We start from the raw sequence: 15,490 nt of genomic DNA, 5'->3' as shown, positions 1-15,490 counted from the left end.
CGTGACGTTCTGCTGACCGTGAGGCTGGCGCCGCCTGTCTGGCTGGCCGGCCTCCGACCTTGGCCTTTCGACGTACTTCGAAAGGTGTAAGGTCTGACAAGTCTCCTGCACGGTACTAAAAAGACCCGGATGAGTCAAGAATTATCTGAAAAAATCCACGGTTCTGGGAGGGACCGAGCGGGAGGGTCAGGGCCGGAGAAAATGGTGGTAATAATCGACGCCCTGAGCTGGGGCGAACAGCGCCGTCTTGATCAGATCCGGATCATAGCCGAGCGCCTCGAGGTCCTTTTCCGCGTCCTTCAACTCTTCTTCGGTCAGATAGGCGATCGTGTCCGGCACCCCGTTTGGCTTCAGCGAGGCCAAGATCTCCTCCAGCGCTTGCCGTTCCTCGGCCGGCGTGTCCTTCGAGAGCGGAAAGTCGATCTTTCGTTCGTAGGGGCTGGTATAGGTCTCGTTGAGCGCCCGGATGGTCTGCAGGATCAACCGGTCCTGCTCCCAGCCTTTCAATGAGGCGGTCCGCGGATGGGTGGCGAGCAGATCCATGAGACTCATGACGTTCGTGCCGAGGCTCCGCCCCACGAACTCCTTCTGCAGCTCCACCTCGGTCGTCTTGATGCCGACGTGCCGGGCGACGGCCTCGATGAGCGCAAAGTTCACCATGAAGCTGTACTGCCCCCCGAACTGCCCATAGCATGGCTTCTCGGAATCGTTGAGCACGGTGAGATCGCTCGTGCCCGCGTCCAAGCTGCTGAAGCCGACGGCATCCGGCGCGAGCAGGCGCTTCGCTTCCTTGACCGTGGCGCAGGCGCCGAGGTTCACCGGCACCAGGACGTGCTCGTCGATCTTCTTCAAGAACTCGGTGATCGTCTTCCGGTAGGGCACGGCCTTCCAGTCGCATTTCCGGTACTCTTTCTCCCAGATCAGGTCTTCCAGAAACGGCGGAAAGGTCGCGAGCGCCGCCATGTCCTTCGTCTCGAAGGCCTTGACGAAGCCGGCCCAATCGGCGATCTCGGCATAGCGGGTCTCGCTCAAATTGGGGCGCATGTACTCTTCTTCGATGTCCCCGCCTTTCCGGACCATGAGCTTGGTCGGCAGGTCGTTCCACAATTCATTACAGAAGATCCGATCGACGGTGCCGTCTTGGAGTTGCGCCAACCGCTCGACGTCGGCGCAGAGGCCCTCCACCCGCTCACGGTGGTCGGTGAGGTCGGGGTGCGCCAGCGCCGCGTCCAGGGCCGCCTGCTGCCGCTCCACCATGACGTAGCGGACGCGCGGGTAGACCCGACCCTCCTTGTCGATGGCTTTGAGATGGGTCAAGAAGCACGCGGCCAGGTTGCCGTTGCCGCAGCCGAGCTCGAGGATCGTGAAACGTGATTCGTCATTTGTCCCACGATTCACAATCAACGCTTCACGATTAACGGAACTCCCCCTCGCTTTCTCGCGCGCCAGGACGCGTTCGTAGTAGTCCGCGGCCAGGGCATGGGCCAGGCGATAATCGGCGGCCGCAAAGGTCTGGTAGAAGTCACGCAGCCGGCCGCCGCGCAAGCCGTAAAAGATGTCGTTGAGGTGAGCCTGCCACTCGTCGACCGGGCGAAAGTCGCCGATGAGCTGCGGGAGCGCGTCGGGATTGGTCACGGGAGGCACCATGGTGTGGGAAGTCTAACAAATGCCGAAGAGCCGAGGCAACCGGGCCACCCCGTTTGACAGCGCCGCCGGCGACCATGTAACTATAAGTATGCGCACATGGCTGATCACGGGGTCCGCCGTCCTCTTCTCGGTCGGGGTCGCCGTCGCCGAGGACCTCCAAATCACGCCCAACGCGCCCATCCAAGACTTCCAGAACCGGCAGGAAGACGTCAAACCGTACAACTTCGACGCGCCCCCCGAAGGGTTGTTCCGGGAGATCCAGCTCGCCGAAGGCTTCGAGGAGGAGTTGGGCTTTCGGCGCAGCCATGAGATCATTCCCGTCACACCCACGACCGTGTTCACTTCGAACGCGCCCGTCTTCGTCGTCTTCAAGGTACACCAGCACTACGAGCCGTATCAGGTCTTCGGGGTCTGCTACCCGGAAGACGTCCCGGGTCTGGACTCGGGAAAGGAACTGGCCCAGGACGCCATGTTGTTGGCGCTGGAAGACGAAAGCGGGTACGTGAAACTGGACGCGCCCCCCGGCGGGTGGAAGCCGGGGCGCTACAAGGTGAACATCCACGTGGGGTGGAAGATCAACGACATCACGCTGCTCGGCGTCATGCGGTTTACCGTGCCGGAGGATCAGGGCGCCCCGCATGCGGCCGTGACGGGGGACCAGTCGGCGGCGACCCGCTGACCGAGGAGTGCGTGCACAGACCGTAGTGAAGAGCTTGGAGGCGATGGAGTTCGCCTGAACCGCCCGTCCACCCGGACGGGCTGATAACTCCTACCGGCCGACCGCCGGTAGGAGTTTTTTTGTGCCATGAACCAGACCGCTCCCCTGCAACATCCGCCGGAGGACCTCCTGTGGGACACCGTTCACCGGGTCAGACAGTTCATACGCTTGGAGCGGGAGGCCCTGCGGATCGTCGCCTCGTACAGCCTCGGCATCGGCCTGTTCTCGCTGATCGTCCCGTTGGCGGTCCAAGAGCTCGTCAACACCTTCGCCATCGCCATTCAGCCGGTAACGATTCTCACCCTCACCGCGATCGTGGCCGCCGCGTTGCTGATCATCGCCACGCTCAAAGTCCATCAAGCCCTGATGGTCGAGAACGTCATCCAGCGGCTCTACACCCGGCTTGCCGTCGCCACCGTCGAGCTGTTGCCCCGGCTGAAGCCTGAAACCGTTCCCACCGGCTGCACGAACTATTTCTTGGAAGCCGAATTCCTCCCGCGGGCCCTGGTCGCGATGCTGGCGGACCTCATGAACGCGGCGGTCTCGGGCGGGATCGGCATGGCGCTCCTCGTCCTGTACCACCCCTATTTCCTCCTCTACGACCTCGTGCTCCTCGGCGGGTTCCTCTTCTTGATCACGGTCCTGGGACGAGGGGGGTTCCAGATCACGATCGCGGTGTCCGATCTGAACTACGACCTGCTGAAGTGGTTTCAGGATATCGCGCTGAACCTTCCCCATTTCCATGCCACCAACAGCCGGGCCCTGTTGCTCAAACGCACCGATCGGATGACCCGTGACTACGTCTTCGCGCGCCGGACCCGTTCGGACATCCTGACGCGCACCCAATACCGGGGAGCCGGCATTTGGCAAGCGTTGGGACATGCCATGCTGATCGGTCTGGGCGGGTGGCTGCTCGCCATCGGCGAGATCACCCTGGGCCAGTTCGTCGCCGCCGAAGTCGTCGTCGGCGCCCTGTTGAGCCACATGGACACCGTCGCGCGACGGATGTATGCGCTCTACTATGGGTTCACGTCGTTGCGACAACTGTCCCGGCTCTTCTCCTTGCCCAAAGAGCCCGCCGCCGACTCGCTGCGCCTCTCCCTTCCGGACGTCGGCGAACGGGCCGGGCTCCACGTCGCCTGCCGGAACGTGGCTTTTGCCGAGAACGACGGGCCGCCCCTGTTCCAGAAGGTCGACGTGGACGTAGAGGCCGGAGAGAAGGTCGCGATCTTCACGAACACCAGCACCGGGAAAACTGCGCTCGCCCGGATCCTGGCCGGCGTCTACAGCCCGACGCAGGGGGTGGTGCGCTACAACGATGTCGACCTGCGCTACCTGAGCCTCATCCCCTCGAGCCGACCATGCGCGCGGCCATCCTCAAACGGCTCTGCTCGAAGGAAGAACCCTGGTCGGTGATCTTCGTCTCGAACGACCCGACGCTCATGGCGCCCGTCGATCGCCGCCTGATCGTGACCTAGCACCGATCTCAGAAGGGAAGAAGGTGATCATGGAGTTGATGTGGCAACAGGCGGCGGTGTGGATCGGAATGGCGCTCGTCGCCACGCTGATCTCCATCCGGGTCGGGGTGTCCGTCGCCCTCGTCGAGATCATGGTGGGCGTCGCGGGCGGGAACCTGCTGGCGTTGGAGAGCACGGCCTGGGTCGACTTTCTGGCGGCGGTCGGGAGCGTCATGCTGACGTTCCTGGCCGGGGCCGAAATCGATCTGGAGGTCGTCCGCCGGCGCTGGAAGGAAACGGTGTCGATCGGTGTCCTCTCGTTCCTCGCCCCCTTCCTGGGCGCGATGGCCTACGCGTATTGGGTCGCCGGATGGTCCGGGCCCGCCGCCCAGATCGCGGGCATCGCGCTGTCGACGACGTCGGTCGCCGTCGTTTATGCGGTGATGATCGAACGAGGCTATGCAGCGACCGAGCTCGGGCGGGTGATCCTGGCGGCCTGCTTCATCACGGACCTTGGGACGGTGCTGGCGCTGGGGCTGCTCTTCGCCCGGTACGACTGGTGGCTGCTGGGCTTCGTCGTCCTCATGGGCGTTGCCCTCTGGACGCTGCCCGCCGCGACCGCGTGGTTCTTCGCGCGAGTCGGAACCCGCATCAGCGAGCCGGAAACGAAGTACCTGCTGGTGATTCTCTTTTCGCTCGGTGCCGCCGCCGCCGTCGCGCACAGTGAAGCCGTCCTGCCGGCGTACCTCGTCGGCATGGTCCTGGCCCCTACGTTCCTGGCGAACCGGACGCTGGCGCACCGCTTGCGGGTGATTGCGTTCTCGGTCCTGACCCCGTTTTATTTCCTCAAAGCCGGCATCCTCGTCGGCCTCAACGCCGTGGTGGCCAATGCGGCCTTGATCGCGATCTTGCTCGGCGTCAAACTGGCCACCAAATTCCTGGGCGTCTGGCCGTTGGCCCATGGATTTCGATTCGGCCGCCGCGAGTCCATGTATACGACGCTGCTCATGTCCACCGGTCTGACCTTCGGGTCGATTTCCGCCCTCTATGGCTACACGCACCGCATCATCAGCCAGGAGCAGTACACGGTGCTGGTCGCCGTCGTCATTTTGAGCGCGGTCGTGCCGACGGTGATCGCCGAGCGGTGGTTCGATCCGGGTGGCGTACCGGCCGAGGAAGTCCTGGATCGGCGTGGCCCCGCTCATGTTGACGTCGGCCGTGACTCCGCGGTGATCGCCGGCACGGAGGAAGGAGGCGGAAGCCATGTTCGGTAAGATCTTGGTGGCCAACGACGGATCCGAGGGCGGCATCAAAGCCCTTCACGCGGCGATCGACCTCGCCAAGCGCTATGGGGCCGACCTGCATCAGCTCTCGGTAGAGGAACGCCTGCCCCACTACGCGGCGACGGTAGGCGAGGTGGTCGAGGCCAGGCAGGAGGCCGCCGATTATTTCCGCCGCGTGATCGCAGAAGCGAACGATGCCGCCCGCGCCGAAGGCGTTCGCCTGACGCCCCACGTCCTGCCGGGGCACGAGGTCGAGACGATCGTGACCTTCGTCAAAGAGCACGGCTTCGACCTCCTCGTCATCGGCTTCATGGGGCACTCGAAAATCTTCGGCCGCATCTGGGGCAGCACTTCACAGAATCTCACGAAGCTCTCGCCCTGCTCGGTGCTGGTCGTGAAATGATAAGAAGGTCGAGGTTGAGGGTAAGGTTGAGGGGTTGGAAAGTAACAGATGCGCTTGACTGTAGACAGAAGGATGAGTCAGAAGTAAACAGAGAGGTGCAACGAAGACTTCGGGGAGACCATTCCTACGCCATTCACCCTTAACCTGAGCCTTAACCTTAACCTTTCCCCCTATGGATGAACCGAACGAAAAGCTGATCGCGAAGAAGCAGGAATGGGCCAAGATGCGGCGAGGCCTGTCGCTGGAGGAGGGCGCGGTGCATGACGAACGGCCCCGCGTGCAGCGCCTGCCGCCCGGGCAGCATCTGACGAAGGGCTGGCCGGTGCTCGATCTCGGCATCCATCCGACCATCCCACTCGAGGAATGGCGGCTCTCGATCGGGGGGCTCGTGGAACGACCGGTGACGTGGACCTGGGAGGAGTTTCTGGCCCAGCCCCAGATCACGAGCGTCTCGGATTTCCATTGTGTCACGACCTGGAGCACGTTCGACAATACGTGGGAAGGCGTGGCGTTCCGGCGCCTGATCCACGTCGTACGGCCGCTTCCCGAAGCCCGCTTCGTCTACTTCACCTCGTACGATAACTACTCGACCAACCTCCCGCTCGACGCCTGCGACGAGGACGACGTCCTGCTCGCACGAACGTGGAATGGCCAGCCGCTCGCCAAGGAACACGGCGGCCCCCTTCGGGTCATCGTACCGAAACGGTATGCCTGGAAAGGCGCGAAGTGGGTCAAAGAGATCCTGTTTCTCGATCAGGATCGAAAAGGCTACTGGGAAGTGCGCGGCTACTCGAACACCGCCCTGCCGTGGGAGGAAGACCGGTATGGGTAGGCTGAGTAGGGGTAGAGTGGTATAGGGATAGGGGGTAGAGTACTAGGGATGTGCTGATCACGCCTTTCCCAATACCCTCTATCCCTCATCACACTACCCCTCTATCCCTCTGCCCCCTACCCCTCTATCCCTTCCTCTACGGTCTCGGCTCCAGCTCGATCAAGCCTTTGCGGATGGCGAGGATCGCGGCCTGCGTCCGGTCGTAGACTTGCAGCTTGTGGAAGATGTTCCGCACGTGGTTCTTGACCGTCTTCTCGCTCAAGTCGAGGGTGTTCGCGATCTCCTTGTTGGTCTTCCCGTCGGCCACCAGCCGCAACACCGTGATCTCGCGCTCGGTGAGATCGTGCTCGACCCAGGACGACTTCTTTCCTTTTTTCTGCGCGAGCAGCGAGAACTCCGCCAAGATCTTGCTCGCCACCGAAGGGTGGATCAGCGATTCCCCGCGATAGACCGACTGGATGGCCTTGACGATCTGCGCGGAATCCGAGTCCTTGAGCAGGTACCCGGTCGCCCCGGCGCGCACCAGGTCGAAGATGTACTGCTGCTCCTCGTACATGGTGAGGGCGATGATGCCGATGTGCGGAAACTCCCGCTTGATGATGCGCGTGGCCTCCACGCCGCTCATCTTCGGCATGCTCACGTCCATGAGGATGACGTCGGGCAGCAGGGTGCGGGCTTTCTCCACCGCTTCCTGCCCGTCCTGCGCTTCGCCGAGGACCTCGAGATTTTCCTTGCTCTTGAGGATCGCCGACAGCCCCTCGCGCACGACTCGGTGGTCATCGACGATCAGCACCTTAATACGTTCCATTCCGGGCCGCCTCCTTCTTGAGCGGCACTTGGATGACGATCCTCGTGCCTCGCCCCTTTTTCGACTCGATCCGAGCTTGGCCGCCGACGAGACGGGCCCGCTCGACGATCCCGCGCAGCCCGAAGTGATCCCATTTCTCGGGATTGCGCGACACCGCCTCGACGTCGAAGCCGACGCCGTTGTCGCTCACCGTCGCCGTCAGGGTGTCGCGGCCGATGGCGACGTGGACCCTCACCTGGTCCGCCTTCGCGTGCTTCTCCACATTGCTCAAGGCTTCCTGCAAGATGCGGAACAGGAAGATCTTGGTGCGCGGCGGCATCGTCGTTTCATCGCCGTCGACGGAGAACTCGGTCTTCATGTGGTATTGCGTTTCGTACGATTTCAGATAGTTCGTGAGCGCGGGGATCAGCTCGAGCTGATCGTAGTGCAGCGGGCGCAGGTTGAAGATGACCTGACGCGCCTCTTGAATCGCGATCTTCAACTGTGACCGGGACACCCGCAGAGTCTCTCGGCACGCCTCCGTGTCTTTCTCGATCAGCTCCTCGCAGAGATCGAGCTTGAAGTTGACCCCCGCCAAGCTCTGCACCAGCCCGTCGTGGATCTCGCAGGCGATCCGCGTCCGCTCCTCGGTCACCGCGGCTCCCGCTTCCTTGACGTACAGCCGATAGAGCGACTGGTACCGGTTGAGCGCCTTCTCGATCTCCGCGGTCGCGCGGATGCGCGCTTCGATCAATTGCCACATGAATTTCGCGCTCGCGCCGCCGATGACCGTGACGCCCATGCGGTGGAAGTCCTGCAGCACGCGTTCGACCTCGGCGTTGCCGGTGACGTCGATGATGAGATCGACGTCCTCGATCGACAACAAGTCCCGGTAGTCCTTGGAGATGGGGATCTTGAGGCGACGGGCCAGCTTGAGACCGGCGGCCCTCCGATTGACCTCGGCGATCCCGATGATCTGGACGAGGGGGTCCTTGGCGAAGATCTCCATCAAGGCGGTCCCGCCGCGGCCCGCGCCGATGATCGCCACTTTGGTCGGGGTGACGGTGGAGGGAGCCGCCGCTGCGCGTTTCATGGTCCGGCGTTTTCCGGTTGGCAGCGAGGCGGTGCGCATCGAGCCGGGGGACTCCTTGTTACACGGACAGCGTGGGGATGATCCGGTCGATCATGAGTAATCCGGGCTAGAGGATACCATACGGTCGGGGCTCAGAAACAGCGGGGACGGCGGAGGAAGCGGGCAGCAGGCTACTTTTCGCGTCGTTCCTTGGCGAGCGACTTCAGCTCTTCCATGAACTGGTCGATGTCCTTGAACTCGCGGTAGACGGACGCAAAGCGCACGTAGGCGACCTGGTCGAGGTTGTGCAGCTCCTTCATCACTTCTTCCCCGACGGCGCTGCTCGGGATTTCCGTTTCCCCCATCTCCTGGATCCGCTTTTCGATCCGGTCGGTGACCGCTTCCATCGTGGAGACGCTGATGGGACGCTTCTCGCAGGCCTTCTTGATCCCGGCCAGGACCTTTTGCCGATCGAAGGGCTCGCGCCGGCCGTCCTTCTTGACGACCATCGGCAGGATCTCCTCGACCCGTTCATAGGTGGTATAGCGTCGCTTGCAGGAGAGGCATTCGCGGCGGCGGCGGATGACCTGCCCTTCCTTGGCCATCCGTGAATCGACGACTTTGTCTTCCAGGTCGTCACAAAAGGGGCACTTCACACTGGGGCTACCTCAGGCCGGTGAGGCATCGTATTGGTAAAAGATCGGGAAGCGTTTGCACAGCGCCTTGGCGTGCTGCTTGACCTCTCGTTGCACCCGCTTATCCTGAGGCCGCTCCAGCACCCGCGCGATCAAGGCGACGATCTCGCCCATTTCCTTCTCGCGCATACCGCGGGTGGAGACGATCGGCGTCCCGAGACGAATCCCGCTCGCCACCGCCGGCGGCTTCTCATCGAAGGGAATCGCATTCTTGTTCACGGTGATCCCGGCGGCATCGAGCGCGGTCTCGGCCTCTTTGCCGGTGACGTTCTTGGTCGTCAGGTTGAGCAGCATCAGGTGGGTATCCGTCCCGCCCGACACCACCTTGAAGCCCCGCTCGATCAAGCCGGATGCCAAGGCGCGCGCGTTCGCCAGCACTTGACGTTGATAGGCCTGGAACGCCGGCGACAACGCTTCATTCAGGGCGACCGCCTTGGCGGCGATGACGTGCATGAGCGGGCCGCCTTGCAGCCCCGGGAAGATGATCTTGTCCACCGCCTTTGCATGCTCGGCCTTGCACATGACGATGCCGCCCCGCGGCCCGCGGAGCGTCTTGTGCGTCGTCGTCGTGACGAAGTCTGCGTACGGGACGGGGTTGGGATGCAGGCCGGCCGCGATCAGCCCGGCGATATGGGCGATATCCACCATCAGATATGCGCCGACGGATTTCGCGATCGCCTGAAAGCGCGGGAAGTCGAGCGTGCGCGCGTACGCACTGGCGCCCACGACGATCATGCGCGGCCGGCATTCCTCCGCGCGTCGCTGCACCGCCTCGTAATCGATCACCTCGGTCTCGCGATCGACCCCATAGGAATACGACTGGAAGAGGATCCCCGAGAAATTGACCTTGCTCCCGTGAGTCAAATGGCCGCCCTGCGCGAGGTCCATACCAAGGATGACGTCGCCGGGCTTCAACACCGAGAGGTACGCCGCCATGTTGGCCTGCGAGCCGGAGTGCGGCTGGACGTTGACGTGCTCGGCCCCGAAGATCTGTTTCGCGCGCTGGATCGCCAAGTCCTCCACGGTATCGACGAATTGACAGCCACCATAATACCGGCGTCCCGGGTAGCCTTCCGCATACTTGTTGGTCATCAAGCAGCCTTGCGCGGCCAAGACGGCGGGGCTGGCGAAATTCTCGGAGGCGATCAGCAGGAGCTTTTCCCGCTGGCGCTTCGCTTCGGCCCGAATGGCGTCGTAGACGGCGGGGTCCGTGGACTTCAGGGCTTTCAATGATCCGACCGCATCGCTCATGTGATTCTGTTCCTTTGTGAACCGTCAGGCTCCGACGATCATGCGCGGCCGGGTCTCCCGTCGACCGCGTCGCAAGCTCACTCCCCCGCGGCGGCGGCCGGCTGCTTGGCTTGCTCCGCTTCGGCCGGCGGTTCGGTCTCCTTCTTCACCACCGTCACGGACACGGTCGCGGTCACCTGATGGTGCAGCTTGATCGGCACCGTGAAGGTCCCCAGCTCCTTGATGGGCTGCGCCAATTGGATCTTGCGACGATCCACCGTAAAGCCCTTTTCGGCCAGGCCTTCGGCGATATCCTTGGCGGTGACCGATCCGAACAGCTTGTCGTCCTTCCCCACCTGGACCGACATCGTCAGCGCGACCGCGGACATCTGCTTGGCCACGGACTCCACGGCCATCTTCTCCTTGCGGGCCTTCTCGGCCATCATCCGCTTGGCATGCTCGAGCGCCTTGACGTTCCGGGTGTTCGCTTCCAGCGCCTTCTTCCGAGGCAGGAGATAGTTCCTGGCAAAGCCGTCGGCGACGTCGAGGAGGTCGCCGAGGTGCCCCACGCCTTCGATGTTCTCTTGCAGAATGACCTTCATAGCCTAACTCCTTCGTGAGAAAGGGGAAAGAATACTGACCGGGCGGCGAAAAGTCAATTGACGACCCGTGATGCGCGACGCGTCGGGCGACTGGACAGGCCGGCGGACGGCGACTAAGATACGACGCTCGCACCATCTATGAAGCTCGTCGATCTGTTCCAGCATCTCGCCCACGCGCTGAGCGGCCTTCGTCACGATCCGATCCTCGAGCAGGTCGATACGCCGCTCGCGGTTTCGCGGGTCCAAGCCCTCTCGACCGTCGGCACGCTTCATCTGTATGGATTCGAGCTCGCCTCAGACCTGCCTGAAGAGCGGTGGCCCTTCGAAGACCTGCCGATCTCGATCGTCACGGCCGCCGACCAGGACCCGATCGAAGGCTATGTCGTCGGACGCCATGGGATCACCTTGCTGGTGCAGACCTTCGAGCCGGTGACCGAGACGGCACTCCCGACGCTGGTTCCCGATGCCGCCGGGTTCCTGGAGACGGCGGCGGGCCGCCTCTCCACCATCGCGAGCAAGGCCGAGACCTACAGCCTCGGCCCCGCCGAGCGGCTCCTACCGTGGCTCGATCCCGACCTTTCTCCCTCGGAGCTCCACGCACGAGCCGGTTCCTCGACGTCGGTGCTCACGACGATCTGGAGTGAGGACCCGACAGCCCGGCACGCCCGCTTGGCGACGACCGCCGCCGAGCAGGCGCGCCTCAACAAACGCCTGCTCATCATCTGTCCGGACCATGCCGGGGCCGATCACCTCACCGGTCTGTTGGCGAAGACGTTACGGGCGGGGAACCTGCCGTTCAAGAGCCTGCTCTGCCGGTATGAGATGGCCCTCGAGTCGCAGGCAGCCGGGATGACGTTGACCGAGCTGGGCTTCGAGGCGCAGATGCACCAGTTCTACGCCAAGTCGCGCGCGGACAAGGCGGCGCTGCGGTGCAAGTACGAGCGCTTTCGGGAGCTGACGCCGATCTTGGCCTACAAGGCGGAGAAGCAGCGGGATTTGGACGAGGTCAAGAACCTGGAATGGCGGCTGCTGACCCAGATCAGCGACGCGCAAGGCAAGATCAAGGAGATCGACGCGACGCTGACCGAATACGAGTCGCTCCCCATTTGGAAGCGGCTGGCTCTGCAGACCGTGGGCAAGAACGTCGAGTCGCTGCCCGAATACCGCAGGATCCACGAGCAGCACATTGACCAGCTCATGCGGGAACTGGAGGTGGCGCAGGCACGGATCGCCGAGCTCAAGCCGGAGGCGGCGATCCCGAAGGAGATGCGACCGGAGTACGACGAGCTCAAAGAAGAGATCACCCGGCTGGGGGGCACGAAAAAGATTCGGGAGATGCTCGCGGCCGAAGAGGGCACGAACCGCCAGGCCTTCATCCAGAACAAGCGGATCGTGGTGACGACGGCCGCTCGGGTGCTCACCGATCCCCTCTTCGGCCGTGTGCGATTCGATGCGCTCCTCGTCGAGGACGCTCCGCACATCCCCGCCTCGGCGCTAGTGGCCGCCGCCGCGCTCGCGCGCGAGAAGATCGTCCTGAGCGGAGATACCCGAGAGCTGCCGACGCCGCAGGACTGGGCCTCCCCATGGAAGCTGGTCAGGAAGACCGCTTCAGTCGGCTCCTAAAAAGGCGGGCGCGGGCGGCGAGGACCCGAGCCGGCCTTGACGGGCTCGCCGCTCATTCAGCATAATGCGACTCCACCACGCTGCGGTGAGATCCCGGTCCACCAGGCATCAGCCGCAGCCTCCGTGCCGAAGTGGCGGAACTGGCAGACGCACCAGATTCAGGGTCTGGCGCCCGCAAGGGTGTCCGGGTTCAAATCCCGGCTTCGGCACCAAATCTCTCCTCTTACCGCCTTTCAATATCACACCTCTCCACCAGTTCCCGGACCTCTTGGTCCAAGACTCCCGTCACCGCGATGTCCGTGCCCCTTCGCCACCAATAGAGCGGTTGCCCGTTGGGTCCTTGGCGCCTTGACTAGGCGTCTAGTTAAGGCGCATACTTTTTGCATTCGTTGCCACAAGGGGAGGGCATTCAGGCCATGGCTAAATTGAACGTGTCGATCGATGATCGGCTCAGAGAGGAACTCTTCAAACTCGTTCCGCCTCGACGACGCAGCCAGGTTGTCAACGAAGCGCTACGCAACGAACTGCTCCGGCGCAAACGTCAGCAGGCCACCGAAGTGGTCCGCCGTCTCAGGAAACGAAGCGCGACCTTCAGCGGAGAAGAGATTCTGGGGGCCGTGCGGAAGGAGCGAGCGCGATCAGCCCAATGATCATCGTGCCCGATGCATCAGTCATCTTGAAGTGGGTGTTGGAAAAAGAAGATGCGCCTGATCATCCTCAGGCCGTCGCCCTTCAAGAAGCCGTGCTAGGGGAAACAGTCGAGATTAGGCTTCCAACGCTCTGGCGATACGAAATCGGAAACATCTTGGGGCTCAAAAAGCCGGCAATGGCCGGAGAGTTGATGAGCGCCTTGCTCGCATATGAGTTTGAAGAGATGCCACTCGGGACTGAGTATTGCCTCGCAGTACTTGATCACATGCATGAACTGAAAGGCGTAACGTTCTACGATTCCGCCTATCATGTACTGGCCTTGCGAACCAAAGGGCTCTACGTGACGGCGGATGCAGTTTATGCCAAGAGAGCAAGACGTAAGGGCCATGTCGCCCTATTGGCGGAGTGGGAGGGATCATGAAAAGATTCATCAAGAGGAAATAGAGGCCAGGTGCTATTTCATTGACCTGTGCCAGGCAGTTCACATAGTTTCACCCCTCCGCTTCGCCCGCCAGACCCTTCGGCCATGGCCCGTCCGCCTCGTCTCAGCCTTGCCTTCTGATGCTAACAGCTTGAAAACGCATCCAACCCGCTCGGGCTGGTGTCGTTCGCTCCTGCGAGAGTGGCGGACGCAGGCGCGTGCTCAGGCGCGATCCAACCGACGGCAGGAATCAGCAGAGGATCAGTACAGGACTTCCGGCGGGGCGTGCGGGGTCGTGCGCTCGAACTCCCGCTTGGCTTTCCACTTCAGGACGCGCTTGAGGAGGGGGAGCGTGCCCTGGTAGGTGAGGACGGCTGCCGGCACGGCGAGAAAGGCCGCCACGAGGATCGCGGTGATCGTCTTCTCCCAGAACGGCTTCGCCATGAATCGGTCGGTGCCGGTACAGGCCCAGAAGATCCACGCAAAGACCAAGGCGCTGATCACCAGGAGGCCTCGATTGACGGCCGGGGAGATGAACATGGCCGGATCGAACGCTCGGAATCGCAGGCTCGGTCCTTTCGCCGACACGAGCACCTTCCCCCGATCGTTGTGGCTCATGAGCAACCGAACGACGAGCTTGTCGCCGGGGTTCATCAACGGGATGCTGACGCTATAGCAGTCCTGCTCCAGCATCTCGATCTTGGGCCCCACGGCCAAGGTCGACGACGCGCAATGGGTGTGTTGGATCGCAGCACCCGGCGGGAACGTGAGGTGTACCGACTGGCCCTCGATGTCCTTCATCCCGAGATTTTGAAGCACCACCTCCATGACCCGGCCGTCACTGAGCGGCTTGCCGTCGAGTGTGACGGCGAGGCGCTTGTCGATGTCCGGATGACGGAGGGTCACGACGGGATCGTTCTTGACGATCGCATACCCCAGGACCTTCTTTTGGGAGCCGATCAAATACATGATCAGCGGGGGCGTGAGTCCGGTGAGCACCGCTCCGGCATAGGCCAGCCAATTTGCCATGGTTCCTCGTCGCTTGAGGTGATGCAGTGAGTATAGCCGGCCTACCGGAGCCGGCAAATGCGAGAAGTCATTGTTCCGGGAGGGCTTTCGTGAGGCCGCTTCACGTAGCAAGCTCCACTTAGAGTCTCCTCCTAATTGACCCGCCTGTCGGCTTCTCGGTATCCTTCGCGCCCGTCTTTGTCCTACAAACCGGCAGGCATCAGGCCATCCCGATTGCCTGTAGTGAAAGGACCCTCATGGGCCTACTGCGATTGTTGGCGGCGTGTGGACTGATCCTCTCTTCTTGCCTGCTCCTCCAGCGTTCCTCTACGCACACCCCGCGCGTGAGCCAGCACCAAGACCCGATGGGCCAGCGGACACGCATGACCCTGTTCAGCCGGTCGGGAAAAAGCCTGCTCTACGTAGCGCCGTGCCCCTGGCATCTCCAGACCGAGCATCCCGACTCCAGCATGGACTCGCTGTCTTGGGACCTCGAAAGCGGCATGGCACACTGTCTCTGGTGCGGATGGGGTGGTCGATTGGCGCAACCACTGCGCGGCCCCCTGCACCCCGATCTCCTCCCCTCCCTGTTCCGGCTCGTGCTCAAGTAACCACACGAAACGGGCCGAACGAAACGGGCCGGCGCCTGCTCCACTGCTCGCGCTCAGCGCGTCTCGCCGTCGTGCTTCTCTTGGAAAATCTGGCGGCTGCTCTCGTTGAGGTCCCGATGGAGCTCCTTCCGCTCTTCACGGGTCACCATGCCGTCTGCTTTCATCTCCCGCTCTTTGGCGCGGATCTCCCGCTGTTCTTGGCGGAGCTGTTTCGCTTCGTCCCGGGTCAAGGCTCCGCTCTTGACGCCTTCACGGATCCGCTGCTTTTGCCGATGCTCGCGGCGGTCCACGCGAGGAGTCTGGGGATCGGCAAATACCGGGGCGGCGATGGTCATGATCAGCACGGCGGCGACGGCGATTCGTCCGAGCATAGCGGCTCCTTTGTGCGAGGTTGAGTCAAAGGTAGCCGCGCGTCGGATCACCGTCAAGGAATGGCGCCTTGCGTCCCCG

The 15,490-nt window shown here is 62.7% G+C and carries 16 protein-coding genes, 1 tRNA gene and 1 riboswitch; of the genes, 9 read left to right on the top strand and 8 right to left on the bottom strand.

Features of this window, described 5'->3' with window-relative positions; genetic code table 11:
• Positions 1-186: 186 nt before the first annotated feature.
• The gene (locus ACWHYV_RS01870) at positions 187-1,635 is read right to left on the bottom strand and encodes an SAM-dependent methyltransferase (protein ID WP_447978968.1); all 1,449 of its coding nucleotides are present in this window, start codon (positions 1,633-1,635) and stop codon (positions 187-189) included.
• A gap of 100 nt (positions 1,636-1,735) precedes the next feature.
• Between ACWHYV_RS01870 and ACWHYV_RS01865 the strand changes: the two genes are divergently transcribed.
• The 5 genes from ACWHYV_RS01865 (at position 1,736) to ACWHYV_RS01845 (ending at position 6,340) form a co-directional block, all read left to right on the top strand.
• Positions 1,736-2,326, top strand: a complete 591-nt coding sequence (locus ACWHYV_RS01865) for a hypothetical protein (RefSeq protein ID WP_447978967.1) — start codon at positions 1,736-1,738, stop codon at positions 2,324-2,326.
• A 30-nt stretch (positions 2,327-2,356) separates the two neighbouring features.
• Positions 2,357-2,426, top strand: a riboswitch (Fluoride riboswitch).
• 26 nt (positions 2,427-2,452) lie between these two features.
• Positions 2,453-3,781, top strand: coding sequence for an ATP-binding cassette domain-containing protein (locus tag ACWHYV_RS01860; protein ID WP_447978966.1), 1,329 nt, complete (start codon positions 2,453-2,455; stop codon positions 3,779-3,781).
• Positions 3,782-3,872: 91 nt separating this feature from the next.
• Entirely contained in the window at positions 3,873-5,096 is a 1,224-nt protein-coding gene (locus tag ACWHYV_RS01855) for a cation:proton antiporter (RefSeq protein WP_447978965.1), read from the top strand.
• Positions 5,086-5,508 carry a universal stress protein gene (locus ACWHYV_RS01850; RefSeq protein ID WP_447978964.1) on the top strand — a complete coding sequence of 141 codons (423 nt, stop codon included), beginning with the start codon at positions 5,086-5,088 and terminating at the stop codon, positions 5,506-5,508. Before ACWHYV_RS01855 ends, ACWHYV_RS01850 begins: the two co-directional genes overlap by 11 nt.
• Before the next feature lie 172 nt (positions 5,509-5,680).
• Positions 5,681-6,340 (top strand): sulfite oxidase-like oxidoreductase, encoded by a 660-nt coding sequence (locus ACWHYV_RS01845; protein ID WP_447978963.1) that lies wholly within the window; start codon positions 5,681-5,683, stop codon positions 6,338-6,340.
• 136 nt (positions 6,341-6,476) lie between these two features.
• Here ACWHYV_RS01845 and ACWHYV_RS01840 read toward each other — a convergent pair whose 3' ends face one another.
• From ACWHYV_RS01840 to rplI, 5 genes are all read right to left on the bottom strand, one after another.
• Positions 6,477-7,148 carry a response regulator gene (locus ACWHYV_RS01840; protein ID WP_447978962.1) on the bottom strand — a complete coding sequence of 224 codons (672 nt, stop codon included), beginning with the start codon at positions 7,146-7,148 and terminating at the stop codon, positions 6,477-6,479.
• Positions 7,135-8,220, bottom strand: a complete 1,086-nt coding sequence (locus ACWHYV_RS01835; protein ID WP_447978961.1) for a histidine kinase — start codon at positions 8,218-8,220, stop codon at positions 7,135-7,137. Before ACWHYV_RS01835 ends, ACWHYV_RS01840 begins: the two co-directional genes overlap by 14 nt.
• 170 nt (positions 8,221-8,390) lie before the next feature.
• A complete protein-coding gene (nrdR, locus tag ACWHYV_RS01830; protein ID WP_447978960.1) occupies positions 8,391-8,855 on the bottom strand; it encodes a transcriptional regulator NrdR in 465 nt (154 codons plus the stop codon).
• Between the two features lie 12 nt (positions 8,856-8,867).
• Entirely contained in the window at positions 8,868-10,124 is a 1,257-nt protein-coding gene (locus ACWHYV_RS01825) for a serine hydroxymethyltransferase (protein ID WP_447980674.1), read from the bottom strand.
• A 98-nt stretch (positions 10,125-10,222) separates the two neighbouring features.
• Positions 10,223-10,726 carry a 50S ribosomal protein L9 gene (gene rplI / locus ACWHYV_RS01820; RefSeq protein ID WP_447978959.1) on the bottom strand — a complete coding sequence of 168 codons (504 nt, stop codon included), beginning with the start codon at positions 10,724-10,726 and terminating at the stop codon, positions 10,223-10,225.
• Positions 10,727-10,864: 138 nt separating this feature from the next.
• Between rplI and ACWHYV_RS01815 the strand changes: the two genes are divergently transcribed.
• The 3 genes from ACWHYV_RS01815 to ACWHYV_RS01805 all read left to right on the top strand — a co-directional run bounded on the left by ACWHYV_RS01815 (position 10,865) and on the right by ACWHYV_RS01805 (position 13,421).
• A complete protein-coding gene (locus tag ACWHYV_RS01815; protein ID WP_447978958.1) occupies positions 10,865-12,349 on the top strand; it encodes a hypothetical protein in 1,485 nt (494 codons plus the stop codon).
• Between the two features lie 125 nt (positions 12,350-12,474).
• Positions 12,475-12,561, top strand: a tRNA-Leu gene (locus ACWHYV_RS01810).
• A 434-nt stretch (positions 12,562-12,995) separates the two neighbouring features.
• On the top strand, positions 12,996-13,421 hold the full coding sequence (locus tag ACWHYV_RS01805) for a type II toxin-antitoxin system VapC family toxin (RefSeq protein ID WP_447978957.1): 426 nt from the start codon (positions 12,996-12,998) through the stop codon (positions 13,419-13,421).
• A gap of 261 nt (positions 13,422-13,682) precedes the next feature.
• Here ACWHYV_RS01805 and ACWHYV_RS01800 read toward each other — a convergent pair whose 3' ends face one another.
• Positions 13,683-14,450, bottom strand: a complete 768-nt coding sequence (locus ACWHYV_RS01800; RefSeq protein WP_447978956.1) for a hypothetical protein — start codon at positions 14,448-14,450, stop codon at positions 13,683-13,685.
• A gap of 236 nt (positions 14,451-14,686) precedes the next feature.
• Between ACWHYV_RS01800 and ACWHYV_RS01795 the strand changes: the two genes are divergently transcribed.
• Positions 14,687-15,040 (top strand): hypothetical protein, encoded by a 354-nt coding sequence (locus ACWHYV_RS01795; protein WP_447978955.1) that lies wholly within the window; start codon positions 14,687-14,689, stop codon positions 15,038-15,040.
• A gap of 53 nt (positions 15,041-15,093) precedes the next feature.
• Here ACWHYV_RS01795 and ACWHYV_RS01790 read toward each other — a convergent pair whose 3' ends face one another.
• Positions 15,094-15,411 (bottom strand): hypothetical protein, encoded by a 318-nt coding sequence (locus tag ACWHYV_RS01790; RefSeq protein WP_447978954.1) that lies wholly within the window; start codon positions 15,409-15,411, stop codon positions 15,094-15,096.
• Between the last annotated feature and the right edge of the window lie 79 nt (positions 15,412-15,490).

It is taken from the genome of Candidatus Nitrospira bockiana, assembly GCF_965152565.1.
Note: the sequence above shows the minus strand (reverse complement) of the source record. Positions and strands in the feature narration are given on the sequence as shown.

Excerpts from the sequence above, each read along its gene's own strand:
- ACWHYV_RS01865 (WP_447978967.1), top strand. The coding sequence starts at position 1,736 with ATGCGCACATGGCTGATCACGGGGTCCGCCGTCCTCTTCTCGGTCGGG.
- ACWHYV_RS01860 (WP_447978966.1), top strand. The coding sequence starts at position 2,453 with ATGAACCAGACCGCTCCCCTGCAACATCCGCCGGAGGACCTCCTGTGG.
- ACWHYV_RS01855 (WP_447978965.1), top strand. The coding sequence starts at position 3,873 with ATGGAGTTGATGTGGCAACAGGCGGCGGTGTGGATCGGAATGGCGCTC.
- ACWHYV_RS01850 (WP_447978964.1), top strand. The coding sequence starts at position 5,086 with ATGTTCGGTAAGATCTTGGTGGCCAACGACGGATCCGAGGGCGGCATC.
- ACWHYV_RS01845 (WP_447978963.1), top strand. The coding sequence starts at position 5,681 with ATGGATGAACCGAACGAAAAGCTGATCGCGAAGAAGCAGGAATGGGCC.
- ACWHYV_RS01840 (WP_447978962.1), bottom strand. The coding sequence starts at position 7,148 with ATGGAACGTATTAAGGTGCTGATCGTCGATGACCACCGAGTCGTGCGC.
- ACWHYV_RS01835 (WP_447978961.1), bottom strand. The coding sequence starts at position 8,220 with ATGAAACGCGCAGCGGCGGCTCCCTCCACCGTCACCCCGACCAAAGTG.
- rplI (WP_447978959.1), bottom strand. The coding sequence starts at position 10,726 with ATGAAGGTCATTCTGCAAGAGAACATCGAAGGCGTGGGGCACCTCGGC.
- ACWHYV_RS01815 (WP_447978958.1), top strand. The coding sequence starts at position 10,865 with ATGAAGCTCGTCGATCTGTTCCAGCATCTCGCCCACGCGCTGAGCGGC.
- ACWHYV_RS01805 (WP_447978957.1), top strand. The coding sequence starts at position 12,996 with ATGATCATCGTGCCCGATGCATCAGTCATCTTGAAGTGGGTGTTGGAA.
- ACWHYV_RS01800 (WP_447978956.1), bottom strand. The coding sequence starts at position 14,450 with ATGGCAAATTGGCTGGCCTATGCCGGAGCGGTGCTCACCGGACTCACG.
- ACWHYV_RS01795 (WP_447978955.1), top strand. The coding sequence starts at position 14,687 with ATGGGCCTACTGCGATTGTTGGCGGCGTGTGGACTGATCCTCTCTTCT.
- ACWHYV_RS01790 (WP_447978954.1), bottom strand. The coding sequence starts at position 15,411 with ATGCTCGGACGAATCGCCGTCGCCGCCGTGCTGATCATGACCATCGCC.